The sequence below is a fragment of the Nostoc sp. DedQUE04 genome, assembly GCF_034530995.1.
In the GTDB taxonomy this organism is placed as follows: Bacteria; Cyanobacteriota; Cyanobacteriia; order Cyanobacteriales; family Nostocaceae; genus Nostoc.
This window is the reverse complement of record NZ_JAVRCA010000004.1, coordinates 15,486-29,722: the sequence shown is the minus strand read 5'-3', so window position 1 is coordinate 29,722 and position 14,237 is coordinate 15,486. Positions and strand designations below refer to the sequence as shown.

The following is a 14,237-nucleotide window of genomic DNA, read 5'->3' as shown; positions in this document are numbered from 1 at the left end:
GCACTAGGGCAGATGCAAGCCAAGGAACAAGCTCCACAAGTTGCTAAACTGCTCAAAGAAGATCCTGACTCTGGTGTCCGTGGTGCAGCAGCAGAGGCACTAGGGCAGATGCAAGCCAAGGAACAAGCTCCACAACTTATCCTACTACTCAAAGAAGATCCTGACTCTGGTGTCCGTAAAGCAGCAGCAGAGGCACTCATAAAACTAGGGCAACAAGATTTGCCTGTTGTTGTGCAAGTTCTAGATTCAGTTCACTCTTATCCCTCTGAGGTTGGTCAAATCAGGTTTGTAGCTCATTTTTTGGGAGGTGGTAAACCACAAGTAGAAACTCTTATGCAATGGGTTGGTAAGCCTAAAATGCAACCAGAGAAACCTACCCATGACCAGGGAGTGAAAGTAATGGAAGTTTTTAAGGAAACCTGGAAACATTTTGATTCTCTGCCAGAACTGCGAAGAGAACTAGCAGAACAAATTTCTGAAGTTGCTGCCAAGAAAAAAATTATTTGGAAAACCCAGGATATTAACTTACTGCAAACTCACTATAGCAACCTCAAAAAAATTAACTCCACTCACGCCGATACACTACAGTCAGTAATTAATAATGTGCAATATTGGCAGTGGTTTTTCAAAGCCAAAAACACCATCCTCATTCATGCAGCCTTTTGGCTAGTTCTCATCTTTGCCTACCCCAAATTTCCCCAAGTCCAAGCCATCTTCTTCTGGAACCCTTGGGTACGCCGGATTCTCGGCGTCGGCTATGTCGGCTTTCTCCTCACCTGGTTTCCACCCTTCCAGCGCAAATTATTTGAACCATTCAAACCTTCCCTATTAGCCGATGCCGGGTTAGATAATTTTTATGACCAATCATACTTCCCACAATCTCAAGTCAAAGTTCCCACTTCAGGAGACATCCTGCCAATTACCAAAGCATTACCCAGTATTCAAGGACAAATTATCTTAGAAGGTGATTCCGGCTTAGGCAAGTCAATGTTTCTGCGGCATCTGTTGAAAAACTCCCAGCGCATAGTCGTTTATCTCCCCGCCCAAAAGTGTAATAAAGGCGTAATTGAGGCAATTCAAGACAAGCTACACGGCCAAGCCAAAGATGCCGACTTCCTAAAAAACCTGATTTACAGTGGCGCAATTGACATCTGCATCGACGGACTCAATGAAGTCACTGCCGAAACACGGGCAAAAATCTGCCAGTTTGTCGAAAGCTATTTCCGGGGCAACATTATAATGACTACTCAGCCCCTAGAATGGATACCGCCCTCAACAGCAAAAATATACTACTTGCAGCCCCTTGAACAACAACAAATTCAACAGTTTTTGATATCCCGTCAGCCGCGACTCCCCAAAGATGCCAAAGTTCAAGGCGATGATTACGCCAAAGCCTGCACCAATTATTTAACAGAAGTCCTCAATAACCAGCAAGTCAAAGAAGAGTTAAACGCTGCCCAACGAACTCTTTCCAATCCAATGGATGTAACTGTGGTAGCGCTGATGTTATCACAAGGTAAATATCCAAACTTGTTTCGCCTGCAAGAACAGCAATACAATTTAATGGCGGCAGAATACCTCAAAGAATGGAATCAAGAATTTCCCTTAAAGAAATTCTCCGCCGCCGTCTACCAAATGCGACTCGAAGACAAACAAGCCTTACCCGCAGACGAATTTTTCCAAGTTGCCATGTCTTTGTCAGACGAGAAATACAAAATGGTAGTCAGCCGTCAGTGGCAAGATAAAAAAGGCGAAGCCCAGAAAGAATGGTGCTTCCGCCACGATAAAATCATGGATTTCTTCTTAGTGCAAAACTTTCTCGGCGAAACTGATGCCGCCGAAGGACTATTAGTTGATAGAATGGGCGACCCCCGATTTCGTGGCGTTTATTTCTTGCTAGCAACCTTACTTGAGATAGATGCAGCCAAAAAACTGCGGGAAGAATTGATTCAATACGCCGCCGACACCAAAGACAATACGGTAAGTAATACTTTCGTGCAGTTATTGCGGACTAGATAGTGCAATACGCTTGGCTTTGTGGAAATTTATCTGTTAAGGCAACGTGAGTTCGACAAGCCCTTTTTTGACCTCTCCCCCAACCCCTCTCCGACACGGAGCTACGGTGTACACACAAGTGTTGGTGCAGTGTATCTATCCCGCCTCGGAATAAATTCCAAGTCTCATAACGAAAGTCCTCTAAGAGGATGTCTGAAAACTTTTTGGTGTTGTATTCGAGACTTGTAGATCCCCCTAAATCCCCCGATAAATTGGGGGACTTTGATTCCAGTTCCCCCCTTAAAAAGCTACGGTGTATACACAAGTCTGAAATAGTTTACTCACCTGGTTCTTCGTGTCAGTTTTACCCCACCCTAACCCTCCCCGTATGTATTGGGGAGGGAACTAAATTTCCTGTTTCCCCCCTTGATAAGGGGGGATTAAGGGGGGTAATTTGACTTGTGTATACACCGTAGCCTTAAAAGGGGGGTTAGGGGGGATCAAGCGAAATATTGAATACTTCTCAGACATCCTCTAAAAGAGGACTAAACAAGAAATTTAGTTTAGTCCTCTTTTAGAGGACTTTAGCTTATCAGCCCGGAACTTTAGTTCAGGGCAGGATATTTGCTCAGTGTGAGACTTTCACTTGAACAGAAATATTGGGTGGGTAGGATTTTTAGAGATGTGTGTACACCGTAGCCGACACGGAGAGGGGAGAAAACCCTAATTTCTCGTTGCTCCTCCCTTTCCCCGTGGGAGAGGAAAGTTGTCCGGGAGAGGTTCATCGAACTCACGTTAAGGCAGGCTATTCTTGAGCAGGAAAGGCAGAGGCGAGGCAAGATAGAAGCGCAATGTGAGATTTCATTTATTAATAAAGATATAGCTACGGCAAAACTTGTGTGTACACCGTAGCTTTGTAAGAGAGAGAAATAGAACAGAGGTTTCAAATATCTTTAACAAGGCATCAAAGCATCAAATCTCCCTATTACTGCCATATCTTCTTCATCTAACTCCGCCGGAATCCCACTGCGAATCAATTCCGAAAAGTCTTCATTGGGAATCATCACAGTCAACGTGTACAAGCGAGTAGAACCAGTATTTTTAATCAAATGAGTACCAGTGGGAGGCACTAATAAACTATCTCCAGCTTTGATTGTGGCACTCTTGCCGTCACATATAGCGATCGCTTCCCCTTTGAGAACAAAAAACATTTCCACCGCCCACTGATGGCGATTTGGGGGCGTTTGTCCAGCAACATCAAAAATTTCTATGCAGCAAGTCAAAGAAGTATTAGCATTTGTCGAATCGAAAATAATTGCTAATCGATTAGAGGCGTCGGGACTGATGCGATATACTTGGTAATCTTTGCTAGATTTGATAACCGGAATTACACAACGAGTAGCGTACATTTATTTATCCCCTCTGAAGTTATCGATGGGTATGAAAATTTCTAAAATCTGAGTCTTGAATATTAACTCCTTACTCTTGTACAGACGCGATTAATCGCGTCTTTGATCGCTCCTCACCATTTTGCAGCGCTGTTAAAATTTCTTGCGAGTCAGTAACAAAACCGAAGCATTGTTTGACATTGTACAATGTCGCCAGCCAGCAATATTCAGGAGAAGTGGTAGCGGTGCAATCTTTAACCAATACGCAGTCATATCCTAAGAAGTTGGCATCACATAACGTGGTCAGCACACATTGATCGGCATTAATACCAGCAAAAAATAATGTTGTCCTTCCCAAATTCCGCAAGATACTATCTAAAGGTGTATCCCAAAACCCACTCATGCGGTATTTATCCACACGAATATCTTCGGGTATCTGTTCTAGCTCGTCTACTACTGCCGCAGCCCAACTACCTGCCATAAGTACTCTAGCACCATTGCTTGGTAGTGGATCGCCCAATCCCACACCTTCCCCTGTGGGATTATAGACGTGGCGCGAACTAGCACTAATATTGAGCAAGTCGGGACGATTACCCCAATTTATCCAAATGACTGGAACGCCAACCTCACGCAGTTCTGGAAGTAAGTTATTCAAAGGTTCAATAGGCTGACGCGCTGGAGTTACGTCCACACCGATATGCGCTAACCAGCCATCAGGGTGACAGAAGTCGTTTTGCATATCAATGACGAGGATAGCAGTCTTTGCCAAGTCTAGGCGCAGGGTTTTAGTTTCTGTTGATAAAATAACGGGTTGTGGGGGCTTTTGAGGACGAGTGATATCTGCGATCGCATTATTCACTGTCCACGCATTTGGTGCAACTCCCAACGTCCGTAATGGTAAATTCATAAAATTCCAATACCCAACACCATTTTCTATTTTGTAACTTGAAATTCAGTTGAGAATACAATTACTTAATCAAGGTTAAAGTTGATCGATTGCGGCAATAATTGATGTTGTCAGGCATGAGAGCTTGATGAATAAAGAGAAACGATCGGTGTTAGCTTTAAAAGCAAAGCGAGCACCCAAGCGAGAACTGCTATATCCTGGGTATTCAATATTATCTGCCACCAGTTATCTTGGTCGTTATGTTGTTGTGTGTATCTTTATATAGTGAGTAAATTTCAGGATTGGTTCTGGGAAATCCAAGAGTGCAGACAAGGCCCTCATTACTACTTCAGTGCCACTTTTGCTTTGTCTGATGCTGAACGCCTTGCTGCTTTGGTGCGCCAGCATCCACTGTCAGGTTTTGAACATTGCCACTTTGTTGGCAAATTAATCAATGCGCCATGTGGAAACTCCAATACTCCAGGTTCTTACGATTTGTATGTTGACCAGAGCAACTATGCTGAAGTAGTGTCAGGTATACAAAGAGATGAACCTATAGTTACTGTTGCACACTATGTCTGGCAAATCATTGGTGTTTGCGATCGCAATTTTGGCATCGAGTCTGGTTATGGTGGGATAACTGGCACAAATAACCAAACTGACACTTCATTGATTGTAGCGCTGGCGCAGTCACCAGAACTCACCTTAGTTGATTGGAGAGTCGTTTCTGGGGGAGACGGTTACGCATTGGTGTTTTTTAGAACTGGCACATCAGCCGCAGAATTGCTTGCTTACTTGCAGATGCAGCCGGAAAAGCCTGACTTCACGCAAATAGAAACAGAGTTACGTTTAGCTTTATCAGATCCAGCATTGTCTAAAATTTATCGTTTGGGCGAGTGTAAAATCAATGGTTGGCAGCTGGAAGCGATCGTTTTGCATGATATTCAAAAAACCACAAGCAGCTATGGTGGTGAAGGATGGGACATGACACCACACACCAGTGAGCTTTCTAAAGTCGCCCAAACTGTTAGCGATAAATGCAAGGTTCCAGGTTGTGCAGGGGGTGCTGCACACGCGCCAAATGATTTCTACACAATCATTGGCAGTCATCTTAGCTTTGGCTACCCGCGCCAAGAGGCGTAATTTTAAATCGGAATTTGAATCACAAATTCTGTACCCTCTCCCTGTACAGAATTAACATCTAGAGTACCGCCATGTTTTTCTACAATAATTTGTCGAGCGATCGCTAATCCTAATCCTGTACCTTTACCGACAGATTTAGTTGTAAATAAATGGTCAAAAATCTTTTGTTTAACTTCATCAGACATTCCCATCCCATTATCTTGAATGTAAATTAAAACTCGCTCTTTGTCTTCACTCAAACAAGTTTTAATCTCAATTTTATTATTAATGTCGTGAAAATTATATCCAATATTGGACTCCTCTAAAGCATCAATGGCATTTGCCAATAAATTCATAAATACTTGATTAAGTTGTCCAGGAAAACATTTTACTAAAGATATATCCCCGTATTTTTTCACTACTTTAATATCTGGATGTAGTTCTGATGCTTTTAAACGATGCTTCAGAATCAAAATTGCACTGTCGATACCATCGTGAATATTAAAAGCAACTTTGTTTTCTGTATCTGCTCTGGAAAAGGTTCGCAAACTATTGCTAATACTCCGAATTCGATCGATACCTAATTTTATCGAAGAAATCATTTTTGGCAAATCTTCTCGGATATATTCTAGGTCAACTTCGGCAATTTTTTCTTCAATTTCTACACCCGGATTTGGAAACTTTTCTTGATAAAGCTCGATGAGGTTAAACAAATCTTCGACTAAATCAACAGCAGGTTGAATATTACCTGCAATAAAGCCTACAGGGTTATTAATTTCGTGGGCTACACCTGCAACTAAATTACCTAATGCTGACATTTTCTCACTTTGCACCAGTTGTAGTTGCATTTGTTTTAAATCTGTAAGTGAGTGTTCTAATTGTTGGGCATTCTCTTGCGATCGCTGATAAAGAGAAGCATTTTCTAAAGAGATTGCAGCTTGCGAACACAATAGGTTGATTACTTGGAGTCTATCATGGGTAAATACTCCAGCAATGAGATTATTTTCTAAGTAAAGGATGCCGATTAACTTCCCTTGATGGAGAATGGGGGTACACAACAAACTCTTCGGTTGTTGTCTGATAATGTATGAGTCTGATGTGAAGGAATTGCTCGCAGTTGCATCATCAATTACCAATGTTTCTAAGGTGCGTTTGACATAGTTAATTGGAGTTAGAGGGATATCTTGGCTAAACTCAATGGGAATAGATTGCAGAATAGTTGGCACTTGCTGAGATGTTGCGATTGCTTCAATCACCCAAATATTATCTTTAAGTAAAATTAAAGCAGATTTTTTCGCTCCAGTATTCTCCATTACCACTTGCATTAATGTAGAGAGCAACTTCTCTAAATGAATTTCGCTAGACAGTGCTTGAGAGGCTTTAAGAACACTTGCTAAATCTAAAGCATCTGAAATGCTGGCGCTGCTGGATGAAATTGTCGTATCAGCAGTAAAAGTAGATAGGGACATGCTATGGAGAGTAGATGCTATTTCTGTAGGATTAAGGCGAATTGTTTCCCATTGGAGAATCTGGGCAAGTAATTGAGGATAACGTTTTTCTAAATCATAGACTTTGGCTTTAGCGCCCCAACGGACATAGCAGTAGTAAGCATTTATCAGATAGGTTTGGGCAATTTGCTCTTTACCCCATCCCAAATAAAATTTGGCAGCGAGTTCGTTAGCCAAAGCTTCTTCTTGAATATATTCATTTTCTTTAGCTCCCTGAATGGCGCGATTATACATTTCCATTGCTTGAATATATTCGCCGAGAATACGATAGCGTTCAGCCTCCACTAAATGAAACTTATGTAAATGATTCATCGGCGCATGATGCGCCCAGTTCTGCATTTTTTCCTGATTTGCTGTAACCTTTTTGAGAATGAATACTTGCTTATCTTCAGAAGCATCATAATATACGGCTAATTGGCTCAGAGAATCATAGAAATGAAATAGAGCAAAAATAATACTTCCAAGAAGACTTTCTAAATAATTCTGTACTAAGTCAGCATTTTCAATAGCATGAGTATACTCAGCAAATAAATAACAGAGAACCAATTTATTAAAATGCAACGAACAAATCATAGTTTGATCGTTGCCTTGGATATGAAGCGGCAACATGATTTCTTCATTGTAAGCATCACCAATTAAGCGGCAAGGGTTTTGATTTTTTGAGAGTAAGTTAAGCACTACTTGCCGATAAAGTTCATTTTTATGTAAGGATGGTTCTTGACGAATTTGTGCCAGTCCTTGACTATAAGTTCCTATTTCCTGTGCTAGAGAAGATAATTCTTTACCAGCAAAATATGAACTCAAAGAATAATTACACGCACAGTAACCTGCAAATTCTAAATCTCCTGTTTCTACTCCACTATAATAAGCTGATTGTATAGGAAGTAAAAGTTCATTAAGATGCTTCTTCCAATGATTCAAACAGCCATAAACAATCATATATGTTTTAGCTATGAATTCTTTAGCATTTAATTTATCTAATAGTTTTAGACTTAGTTGACCGAATTGATAACCTGAATCAATATCTCCTACAATCCCGCCAAGAATCAGCCCATAAGATGAATATCCATAAAGTGAATTAGCAGTATTTCCATAATTTAGGGATAAATTAACCTGTTTAAATAATATTAAGGGATAGAGTTCTGGGATAACTAAATAAGCGGCAGCAGCAATATTTGTCAAAATATTCATGGCTGCTAACTTATCTGGCTCAGTCATTAATTTTAACTCTAGTAACCCTTCAATAGATTTACCATCTAAAGCTAATTGTGTTTCCTGTAGTCCGCGGTTAATATCTTCTTGTGTTGGCTGTTCGGGCAGTTCTATTCCCAATATCTTGAGAACATGAAGTCCCGTTTTTATAGCTTCCCACATTCTGTTTTGTGCTACCTGAGATAAGATTCTGACTTCGTAGGCTTTGACTTGATCTATCAGTGTTTTGCCATGTTGTAATATTACTTGTATACATTGTTCCGTCTGTTCAAAATCACCGTTAAGATGGGCGACTTCGGCAGAGGTTGAGTACAGTTTTAAAGCCAAGTCATACTGATGTTGCCAACAATCTTCTATGAGTAACTTAATTCCAAAATTTGTGTATTCTACAGCGGCTTCATAAGCAGTCGAAATTTTGGCTTTATGACTTGCAGTTAGATTTAATTTTGCCAGTTCTTCTCGTTCCTCTGGTTGAGTAATTAATTCAACTCCTAAGTTTAACTGATTGACTAATTTAAACAAATGTTCTTCGCGTTCTTCAAGCGAGATATTCCTCAGCATTAATCGCCCAATTTTGAGGTGTACTGTCTGCTTTTGATTTTCAGGAATTAGAGAATAAGCAGCTTGTTGGACGCGATCGTGCAAAAACTTGTAGGAGCAGGAAGTAGAATTGAGCATTGAGGAATCAGAAGTAATTATAGATTCTTCTAATTCCTGTTGATAAAACTTGTAAACTTCAGTGGTGGGTATGATTAAACCTTCTTGCAAAGCTTTCCATAAGTCTGCTGCTGTATCTGCTAGAGATTTTTCATAGACAATTGCGAGAGTTGCTAGGTCAAACTGATTATCAATAGAAGCTGCAAGCTGCAAAACTTTTTGAGTTGCTTCTGGTAACTTCTGTAATTGAAGCACCATAAACTCTACCACATCCTCAGTAAATGCTAATCCTCTAACCTGAGCAAGATCGCATTGCCAATGACCGATATCAAAGTTATAGTTAATTAACTTCTCTTCGTGCATAAACTTAAGAAACTGATTAGTAAATAAGGGATTGCCTTGAGTTTTTTGATATACTAAGTCTGTGAGAGGTAGAGCCACCTCTAAGTTAGATTTTAGAGTATCAGTAATTATATGATTTAAATCTGTATGATTGAGAGAGGCTAAAGTAATAGTATTAAAATTTGCCCCATTTTTACGAATTTTTGCTAAGGTTAACATCAACGGATGTGCAGGATATACTTCATTGTCTCGATAAGCACCAATAACTAACATATAGTGAATTTCGGTTTCACTAATTAGTAATTGCATAAACTTTAGAGATGCAGAATCTGCCCATTGTAAATCATCCAAAAATATTACTAATGGATGTTCTTTGGTTGTGAAAATCTGAAGAAATTTTTGAAACAGTAAATTGAAGCGATTTTGTCCAGCAATCCCTGAAAGTTCGGGTACTGGCGGTTGTTGTCCAATAATTTTTTCTAGTTCGGGAATAACTTCAATAATTACTTGAGCATTTTCACCCAAAGCTGTCATAATTTTGGCTTTCCATTGTTCGAGTTGGGCATCGGTTTCACTCAGTAATTGCCCCATCAAATCTCGAAATGCTTGGACAAAAGCTTTTAAAGGAATATTGCGTTGAAATTGATCGTATTTTCCTTTGATAAAATAACCCCGTTGTCGCACAATGGGTTTATGAACTTCGTTAACAACGGCAGTTTTTCCAATACCAGAGAAACCTGCTACTAAAATCATTTCTACCCCCCTTAGTCCCCCCTTAGCAAGGAGGGATTCAGGGGGGTTAGCGACTCTATCAAATGCTGCGAGTAAGCTTTCTACTTCTGCTTGCCGACCATAGAGTTTTTCTGGGATGATAAAGCGATCGCAAATATCACGCACTCCTAACTCAAAGACATCAATCCTGCCAGTTTCTCGCCACTGACGCCAGCAAATTTCTAAGTCATACTTCAACCCCAATGTACTTTGATATCTATCTTCGGCGTTTTTTGCCATCAGTTTGCCAATGATTTCAGACAGAATTGGCGGAATTTCAGGATTGAGACTATGTACCTGTGGAGGAAGCTTTGCCAAATGACAATACACCAACTCCATCGGTTCATCAGATTTGAAAGGTAACTCTCCGGTGAGGAGTTCAAAAAAGGTGACACCCAAGGAATAAAAGTCGCTGCGATAGTCAATTCCCCGGTTCATTCGTCCAGTTTGTTCGGGAGAAAGGTATGCTAACGTCCCTTCTAAAATATTTGGATTAGTCAGAGTTTGCGTTTCTCTAGAAAGTAAGGAGGCGATACTAAAATCGATCAGTCTTATATCTTTTGTGGCAGGGTTGATCAAAATGTTAGCGGGTTTGATGTCTTTGTGAATCACCCGATTGTGATACAGTCCATCAAGAATGGAGACAATTTGCAAAGCAATGTGAAAAAATGTCTCCAACCCATCAGCAGTTCTCCCCATCCCCCCATCTCCCCACCTCGCCATCTCTTCTTGGAGAGAAATCCCTCCCAAATCTTCCATAACTAAGGCATAGCTGTTTTGATAGTTCTCCAGGCTATAAGTTTTGATAATGCCGTCAATGTCTAGATTTTTGGCAATGGTGTACTGATTGCGGAACCGCACGAGTTCATAAAATGTCGGATACTCACGTCGCAACAATTTAATTACTACTGGTTTTTTATCTGATTCTCTAATGCCGCGATGCACTAGGGTTTTAGATCCCGAATAAATTAGTTCATTTATTTGATAACCGGTCAGTGCCACCATAATTCTCTTTTCCCTCCAAGGTGAATTTTTTCCTGTTTACATTGGTTGTTCCTATTAATACAAATGTGCTTAAGGTTTGGGAAGACCGTTTTGTAACAAGATATGAATGTGCATAGGCGTAGCCCGTCGTAGACATCGCTAAATTCTTATTTACAGCATCAAAACTCTAGTAATTGGCTACAAAACCCCAAAAAAAGGCAGATTTTGTGTATGCTCTGTGACTAAGTGCCTTAACAATACCTTCCGGGAGTAAACATGGAACGCGCTATCTCTGCGTTGGGAATTTTAGTTTTTCTCAGTATATCCTACGCCTTCTCTGTTAATCGTCGTGCAGTGCGTTGGCGCATAGTCGTATGGGGTTTGGGATTGGAATTTTTGTTTGCACTTGTGATTCTTAAAACTCCTTGGGGTTTAAATGTGTTTAAATCTCTGGGAGATATTGTCGGTCAATTTTTAGCCTTTTCTGATGTTGGGGCAAAATTTGTCTTTGGAGAAAATTTTAAAGATCATTTTTTTGCTTTCCAAGTGCTACCGACAATTATCTTTTTCTCTGCTTTCATCAGCGTCTTGTATTACTACGGTATTTTACAACGAGTCGTAAATGTGATGGCGTGGGTAATGATGAAAACAATGAAAACATCGGGTTCTGAATCTTTATCCTGTGCAGGTAACATCTTTTTGGGGCCAACAGAGGCGGCGCTGATGGTTAAACCTTATATAGCGAATATGACGCAATCAGAACTCCATGCCGTGATGACGGGTGGTTTTGCCACAATTGCGGCGGGAGTACTAGGAGCGTATCTTTCCTTTGGCATACCAGCAGAACATTTGATTGCTGCTTTCTTTATGACTGCTCCCACATCGTTGGTGGTATCAAAATTACTTTACCCAGAAACAGAAGTATCAGAGACGACTGGCAAAGCAAAAGCGTATATAGAAACCAATTATATAAATGTAATTGATGCTGCTACCACCGGAGCAATTGAAGGCGTGAAGCTAGCAGTTAACGTTGGGGTGATGATTATCGCCTTTTTGGGATTATTAGCTGCCCTGAATGCACTTTTGGGATGGTTGGGGGCATTTGTGGGCTTACAACAACTCTCATTACAGTGGATTTTGTCTTTTCTCATGGCTCCCGTGGCGTGGCTAATGGGCGTACCTTGGGCTGATTGTCGGCAAGTTGGGGCTTTATTGGGTACAAAAACAATCCTCAATGAGTTTATTGCTTTTTTGGATTTGAAGGCACTAATTGAAAGTGGAAAAATCTCTCAACGTGCAGTAATTATTACAACTTACGCATTATGTAACTTTGCAAATATCGGTTCAATTGGCATTACCATTGGCGGCATTGCGGGGATAGCACCCAATCGCCAGCATGACTTGGCTCGTATGGGTGTCAGGTCAATGATTGGCGGATTGTTAGCGGGTTTTATCACCGCTTGTATTGCTGGGGTGTTGATATAAATTTTTTCAAATGAGCGAACCGACAGTAACTTGACAATGCCCTACTCATCTGTAGAGTATAACTGTTGGGCGTAAAAACGGGCATACCGTCCTTCCTGAGACAGGAGGGAGGCGTGGGTACCAGCTTCAACCACCTGTCCTTGTTCGATTACGAGAATGCAGTCAGCCCGACGAACGCTGCTCAGGCGATGGGCGATAATAAACACGGTACGATTTTGCATCACTCGCTCCAGTGCTTCTTGAACTAGCGCTTCTGATTCAGAATCTAAAGCAGAGGTAGCCTCATCCAGGATGAGAATTCGGGGATCGTTGGCAACTGCTCTAGCGATCGCTAATCTTTGGCGTTGTCCTCCCGATAGGTTAACTCCACGTTCGCCTAACCAAGTATGATAATCCTGAGAAAACTGGGTGATAAAGGAGTGGGCGTTGGCAATCTTTGCCGCTGACTGAATCGCTGCTAAATCCAATTTTTCCTGACCATAACCGATATTTTCAGCGATCGTCCCGGAAAAAAGGGTAATATCTTGGGGAACAATGCCAATTTGATGGCGCAAACTGGTTAGTGTGACATCACGGATATCAATATCATCAACCAGAATTTGACCCCTTTGAGGGTCATAAAAGCGAAGTAAAAGGTTAATTAATGTCGATTTGCCTGCTCCAGAAGAACCAACTAAGGCAATGACATCACCAGGAGAAGCGCCTAAGCAAAGATCCTTAAGAACTGGCTGGTCGGAATTGTAGGCGAAATCGACATGACGATACTCAACCTTGCCGATAACTCGTGGCATTTCCTGAGCATTCGGTTTTTCGCTGATACTAGGTTCCTTCGCCATCAGTTCAAAGATGCGTTCCACAGAAGCTTCGGTCTGTTTGTATTCGTTGTAATTGCTAATCAACAAGTCGATTGGCTGAATCAGTAAAGCCACAGCAGCTAAGAAACTGATAAACCCTTGAGCAGTCAGCTGATTCTGAGAAATCTGCCATCCTCCTAATAAAAACAGCAGCATAATACTAACTGCTTCCAAAAAACCGACAACGGGAAACTGAATAGATTTAAGTTGTAGAGCGCGATACTTAGCTTGGCGATTGATTTCTGCTTCTTTATTGAATCGCTTCACTTCATATTCTTGGGCTGCAAAAGCTTGAACGACGCGAATCCCGCTAAATACCTCAGTTAGCATCGCCGACAAATTGGAAACTTGATTTTGGCTCTGGCGAGATAGCACGAGTAATCGCTGACCAAATTGCCCGATCAACCAAGCCATTAAAGGAGCCAAAATCAAACCCGCAAGAGTGAGGGGCCAATTCAGGTAGAGCATGTAAATGGGAATTGCAATTAACTGCAACAAATTGGAAAGAAACTGATGAGATAACTTGTCCACAATTTCGCCGACGCGATCGATATCTTCAGTCAAGCGATAAGTCAAGTCTCCCGTCTGTGTGGTTTCAAAGTAATCTAATCCAAGTTTGTGCAGGTGAGCATAAACCCGTTTACGCAAGTTTAAAACCATGTTCAGGGCAGCAGCGATCATAAAGACATTCTGCCCGTATTGACAAAGCCCTCGAATCAAAAATACTAAAGTGGCTAGTCCGAGCCAGTAGGCAATCTGGTTAACATTTCCCTGGCCAAGATAAAAAGCGACCTGACCTGCTAAATAGGGCACTGCTAGAGTAAATAACACAAATCCTAAGATACAAGCCAATCCCCGGATTAACAGCGGCCATTGGGGCCAAAGATAAGGCAACAGTTGCCAGTAACTAGAGCGGACTTTCATAGGTAAGTAAGAATTCAGGAGTTAGGAGTTAGGAGTCAGAAGTTAGGAGTTAGGCGCATTAAGGCGTTAGCCTACCACACCATGTTACCCAACCGTGCTGACTCCTGAA

Annotated in this window: 8 protein-coding genes; 3 read left to right on the top strand and 5 right to left on the bottom strand. The window is 41.3% G+C overall.

Features of this window, described 5'->3' with window-relative positions:
- A partial coding sequence (locus RM049_RS03840) for a HEAT repeat domain-containing protein (protein ID WP_322703223.1) occupies positions 1–2,019 on the top strand: 2,019 nt, incomplete at its 5' end.
- Between the two features lie 929 nt (positions 2,020–2,948).
- On the opposite strand, the gene RM049_RS03835 is transcribed toward RM049_RS03840, so the two are convergent.
- The 3 genes from RM049_RS03835 to RM049_RS03825 all read right to left on the bottom strand — a co-directional run bounded on the left by RM049_RS03835 (position 2,949) and on the right by RM049_RS03825 (position 4,512).
- Positions 2,949–3,404, bottom strand: a complete 456-nt coding sequence (locus tag RM049_RS03835) for a cupin domain-containing protein (RefSeq protein ID WP_322703222.1) — start codon at positions 3,402–3,404, stop codon at positions 2,949–2,951.
- A gap of 70 nt (positions 3,405–3,474) precedes the next feature.
- Positions 3,475–4,290, bottom strand: a complete 816-nt coding sequence (locus tag RM049_RS03830; protein WP_322703221.1) for a cysteine hydrolase family protein — start codon at positions 4,288–4,290, stop codon at positions 3,475–3,477.
- A 75-nt stretch (positions 4,291–4,365) separates the two neighbouring features.
- Positions 4,366–4,512 carry a hypothetical protein gene (locus RM049_RS03825; protein WP_322703220.1) on the bottom strand — a complete coding sequence of 49 codons (147 nt, stop codon included), beginning with the start codon at positions 4,510–4,512 and terminating at the stop codon, positions 4,366–4,368.
- Between the two features lie 42 nt (positions 4,513–4,554).
- Here RM049_RS03825 and RM049_RS03820 point away from each other — a divergent pair, with 42 nt between their 5' ends.
- A complete protein-coding gene (locus RM049_RS03820; protein ID WP_322703219.1) occupies positions 4,555–5,412 on the top strand; it encodes a hypothetical protein in 858 nt (285 codons plus the stop codon).
- A gap of 2 nt (positions 5,413–5,414) precedes the next feature.
- Here the strand turns inward: RM049_RS03820 and RM049_RS03815 are convergent, their stop codons facing one another.
- Positions 5,415–10,886 carry an AAA family ATPase gene (locus RM049_RS03815; protein ID WP_322703218.1) on the bottom strand — a complete coding sequence of 1,824 codons (5,472 nt, stop codon included), beginning with the start codon at positions 10,884–10,886 and terminating at the stop codon, positions 5,415–5,417.
- 255 nt (positions 10,887–11,141) lie between these two features.
- Here RM049_RS03815 and RM049_RS03810 point away from each other — a divergent pair, with 255 nt between their 5' ends.
- Positions 11,142–12,350, top strand: a complete 1,209-nt coding sequence (locus RM049_RS03810; RefSeq protein ID WP_322703217.1) for a NupC/NupG family nucleoside CNT transporter — start codon at positions 11,142–11,144, stop codon at positions 12,348–12,350.
- Positions 12,351–12,391: 41 nt separating this feature from the next.
- Here RM049_RS03810 and RM049_RS03805 read toward each other — a convergent pair whose 3' ends face one another.
- Positions 12,392–14,128, bottom strand: coding sequence for an ABC transporter ATP-binding protein (locus RM049_RS03805; RefSeq protein ID WP_322703216.1), 1,737 nt, complete (start codon positions 14,126–14,128; stop codon positions 12,392–12,394).
- Positions 14,129–14,237 lie beyond the last annotated feature (109 nt).

Bases quoted from the DNA above. Each gene is read 5' to 3' on its own strand.
- RM049_RS03810 (WP_322703217.1), top strand. From the start codon at position 11,142: ATGGAACGCGCTATCTCTGCGTTGGGAATTTTAGTTTTTCTCAGTATA.
- RM049_RS03805 (WP_322703216.1), bottom strand. From the start codon at position 14,128: ATGAAAGTCCGCTCTAGTTACTGGCAACTGTTGCCTTATCTTTGGCCC.
- RM049_RS03815 (WP_322703218.1), bottom strand. From the start codon at position 10,886: ATGGTGGCACTGACCGGTTATCAAATAAATGAACTAATTTATTCGGGA.
- RM049_RS03835 (WP_322703222.1), bottom strand. From the start codon at position 3,404: ATGTACGCTACTCGTTGTGTAATTCCGGTTATCAAATCTAGCAAAGAT.
- RM049_RS03830 (WP_322703221.1), bottom strand. From the start codon at position 4,290: ATGAATTTACCATTACGGACGTTGGGAGTTGCACCAAATGCGTGGACA.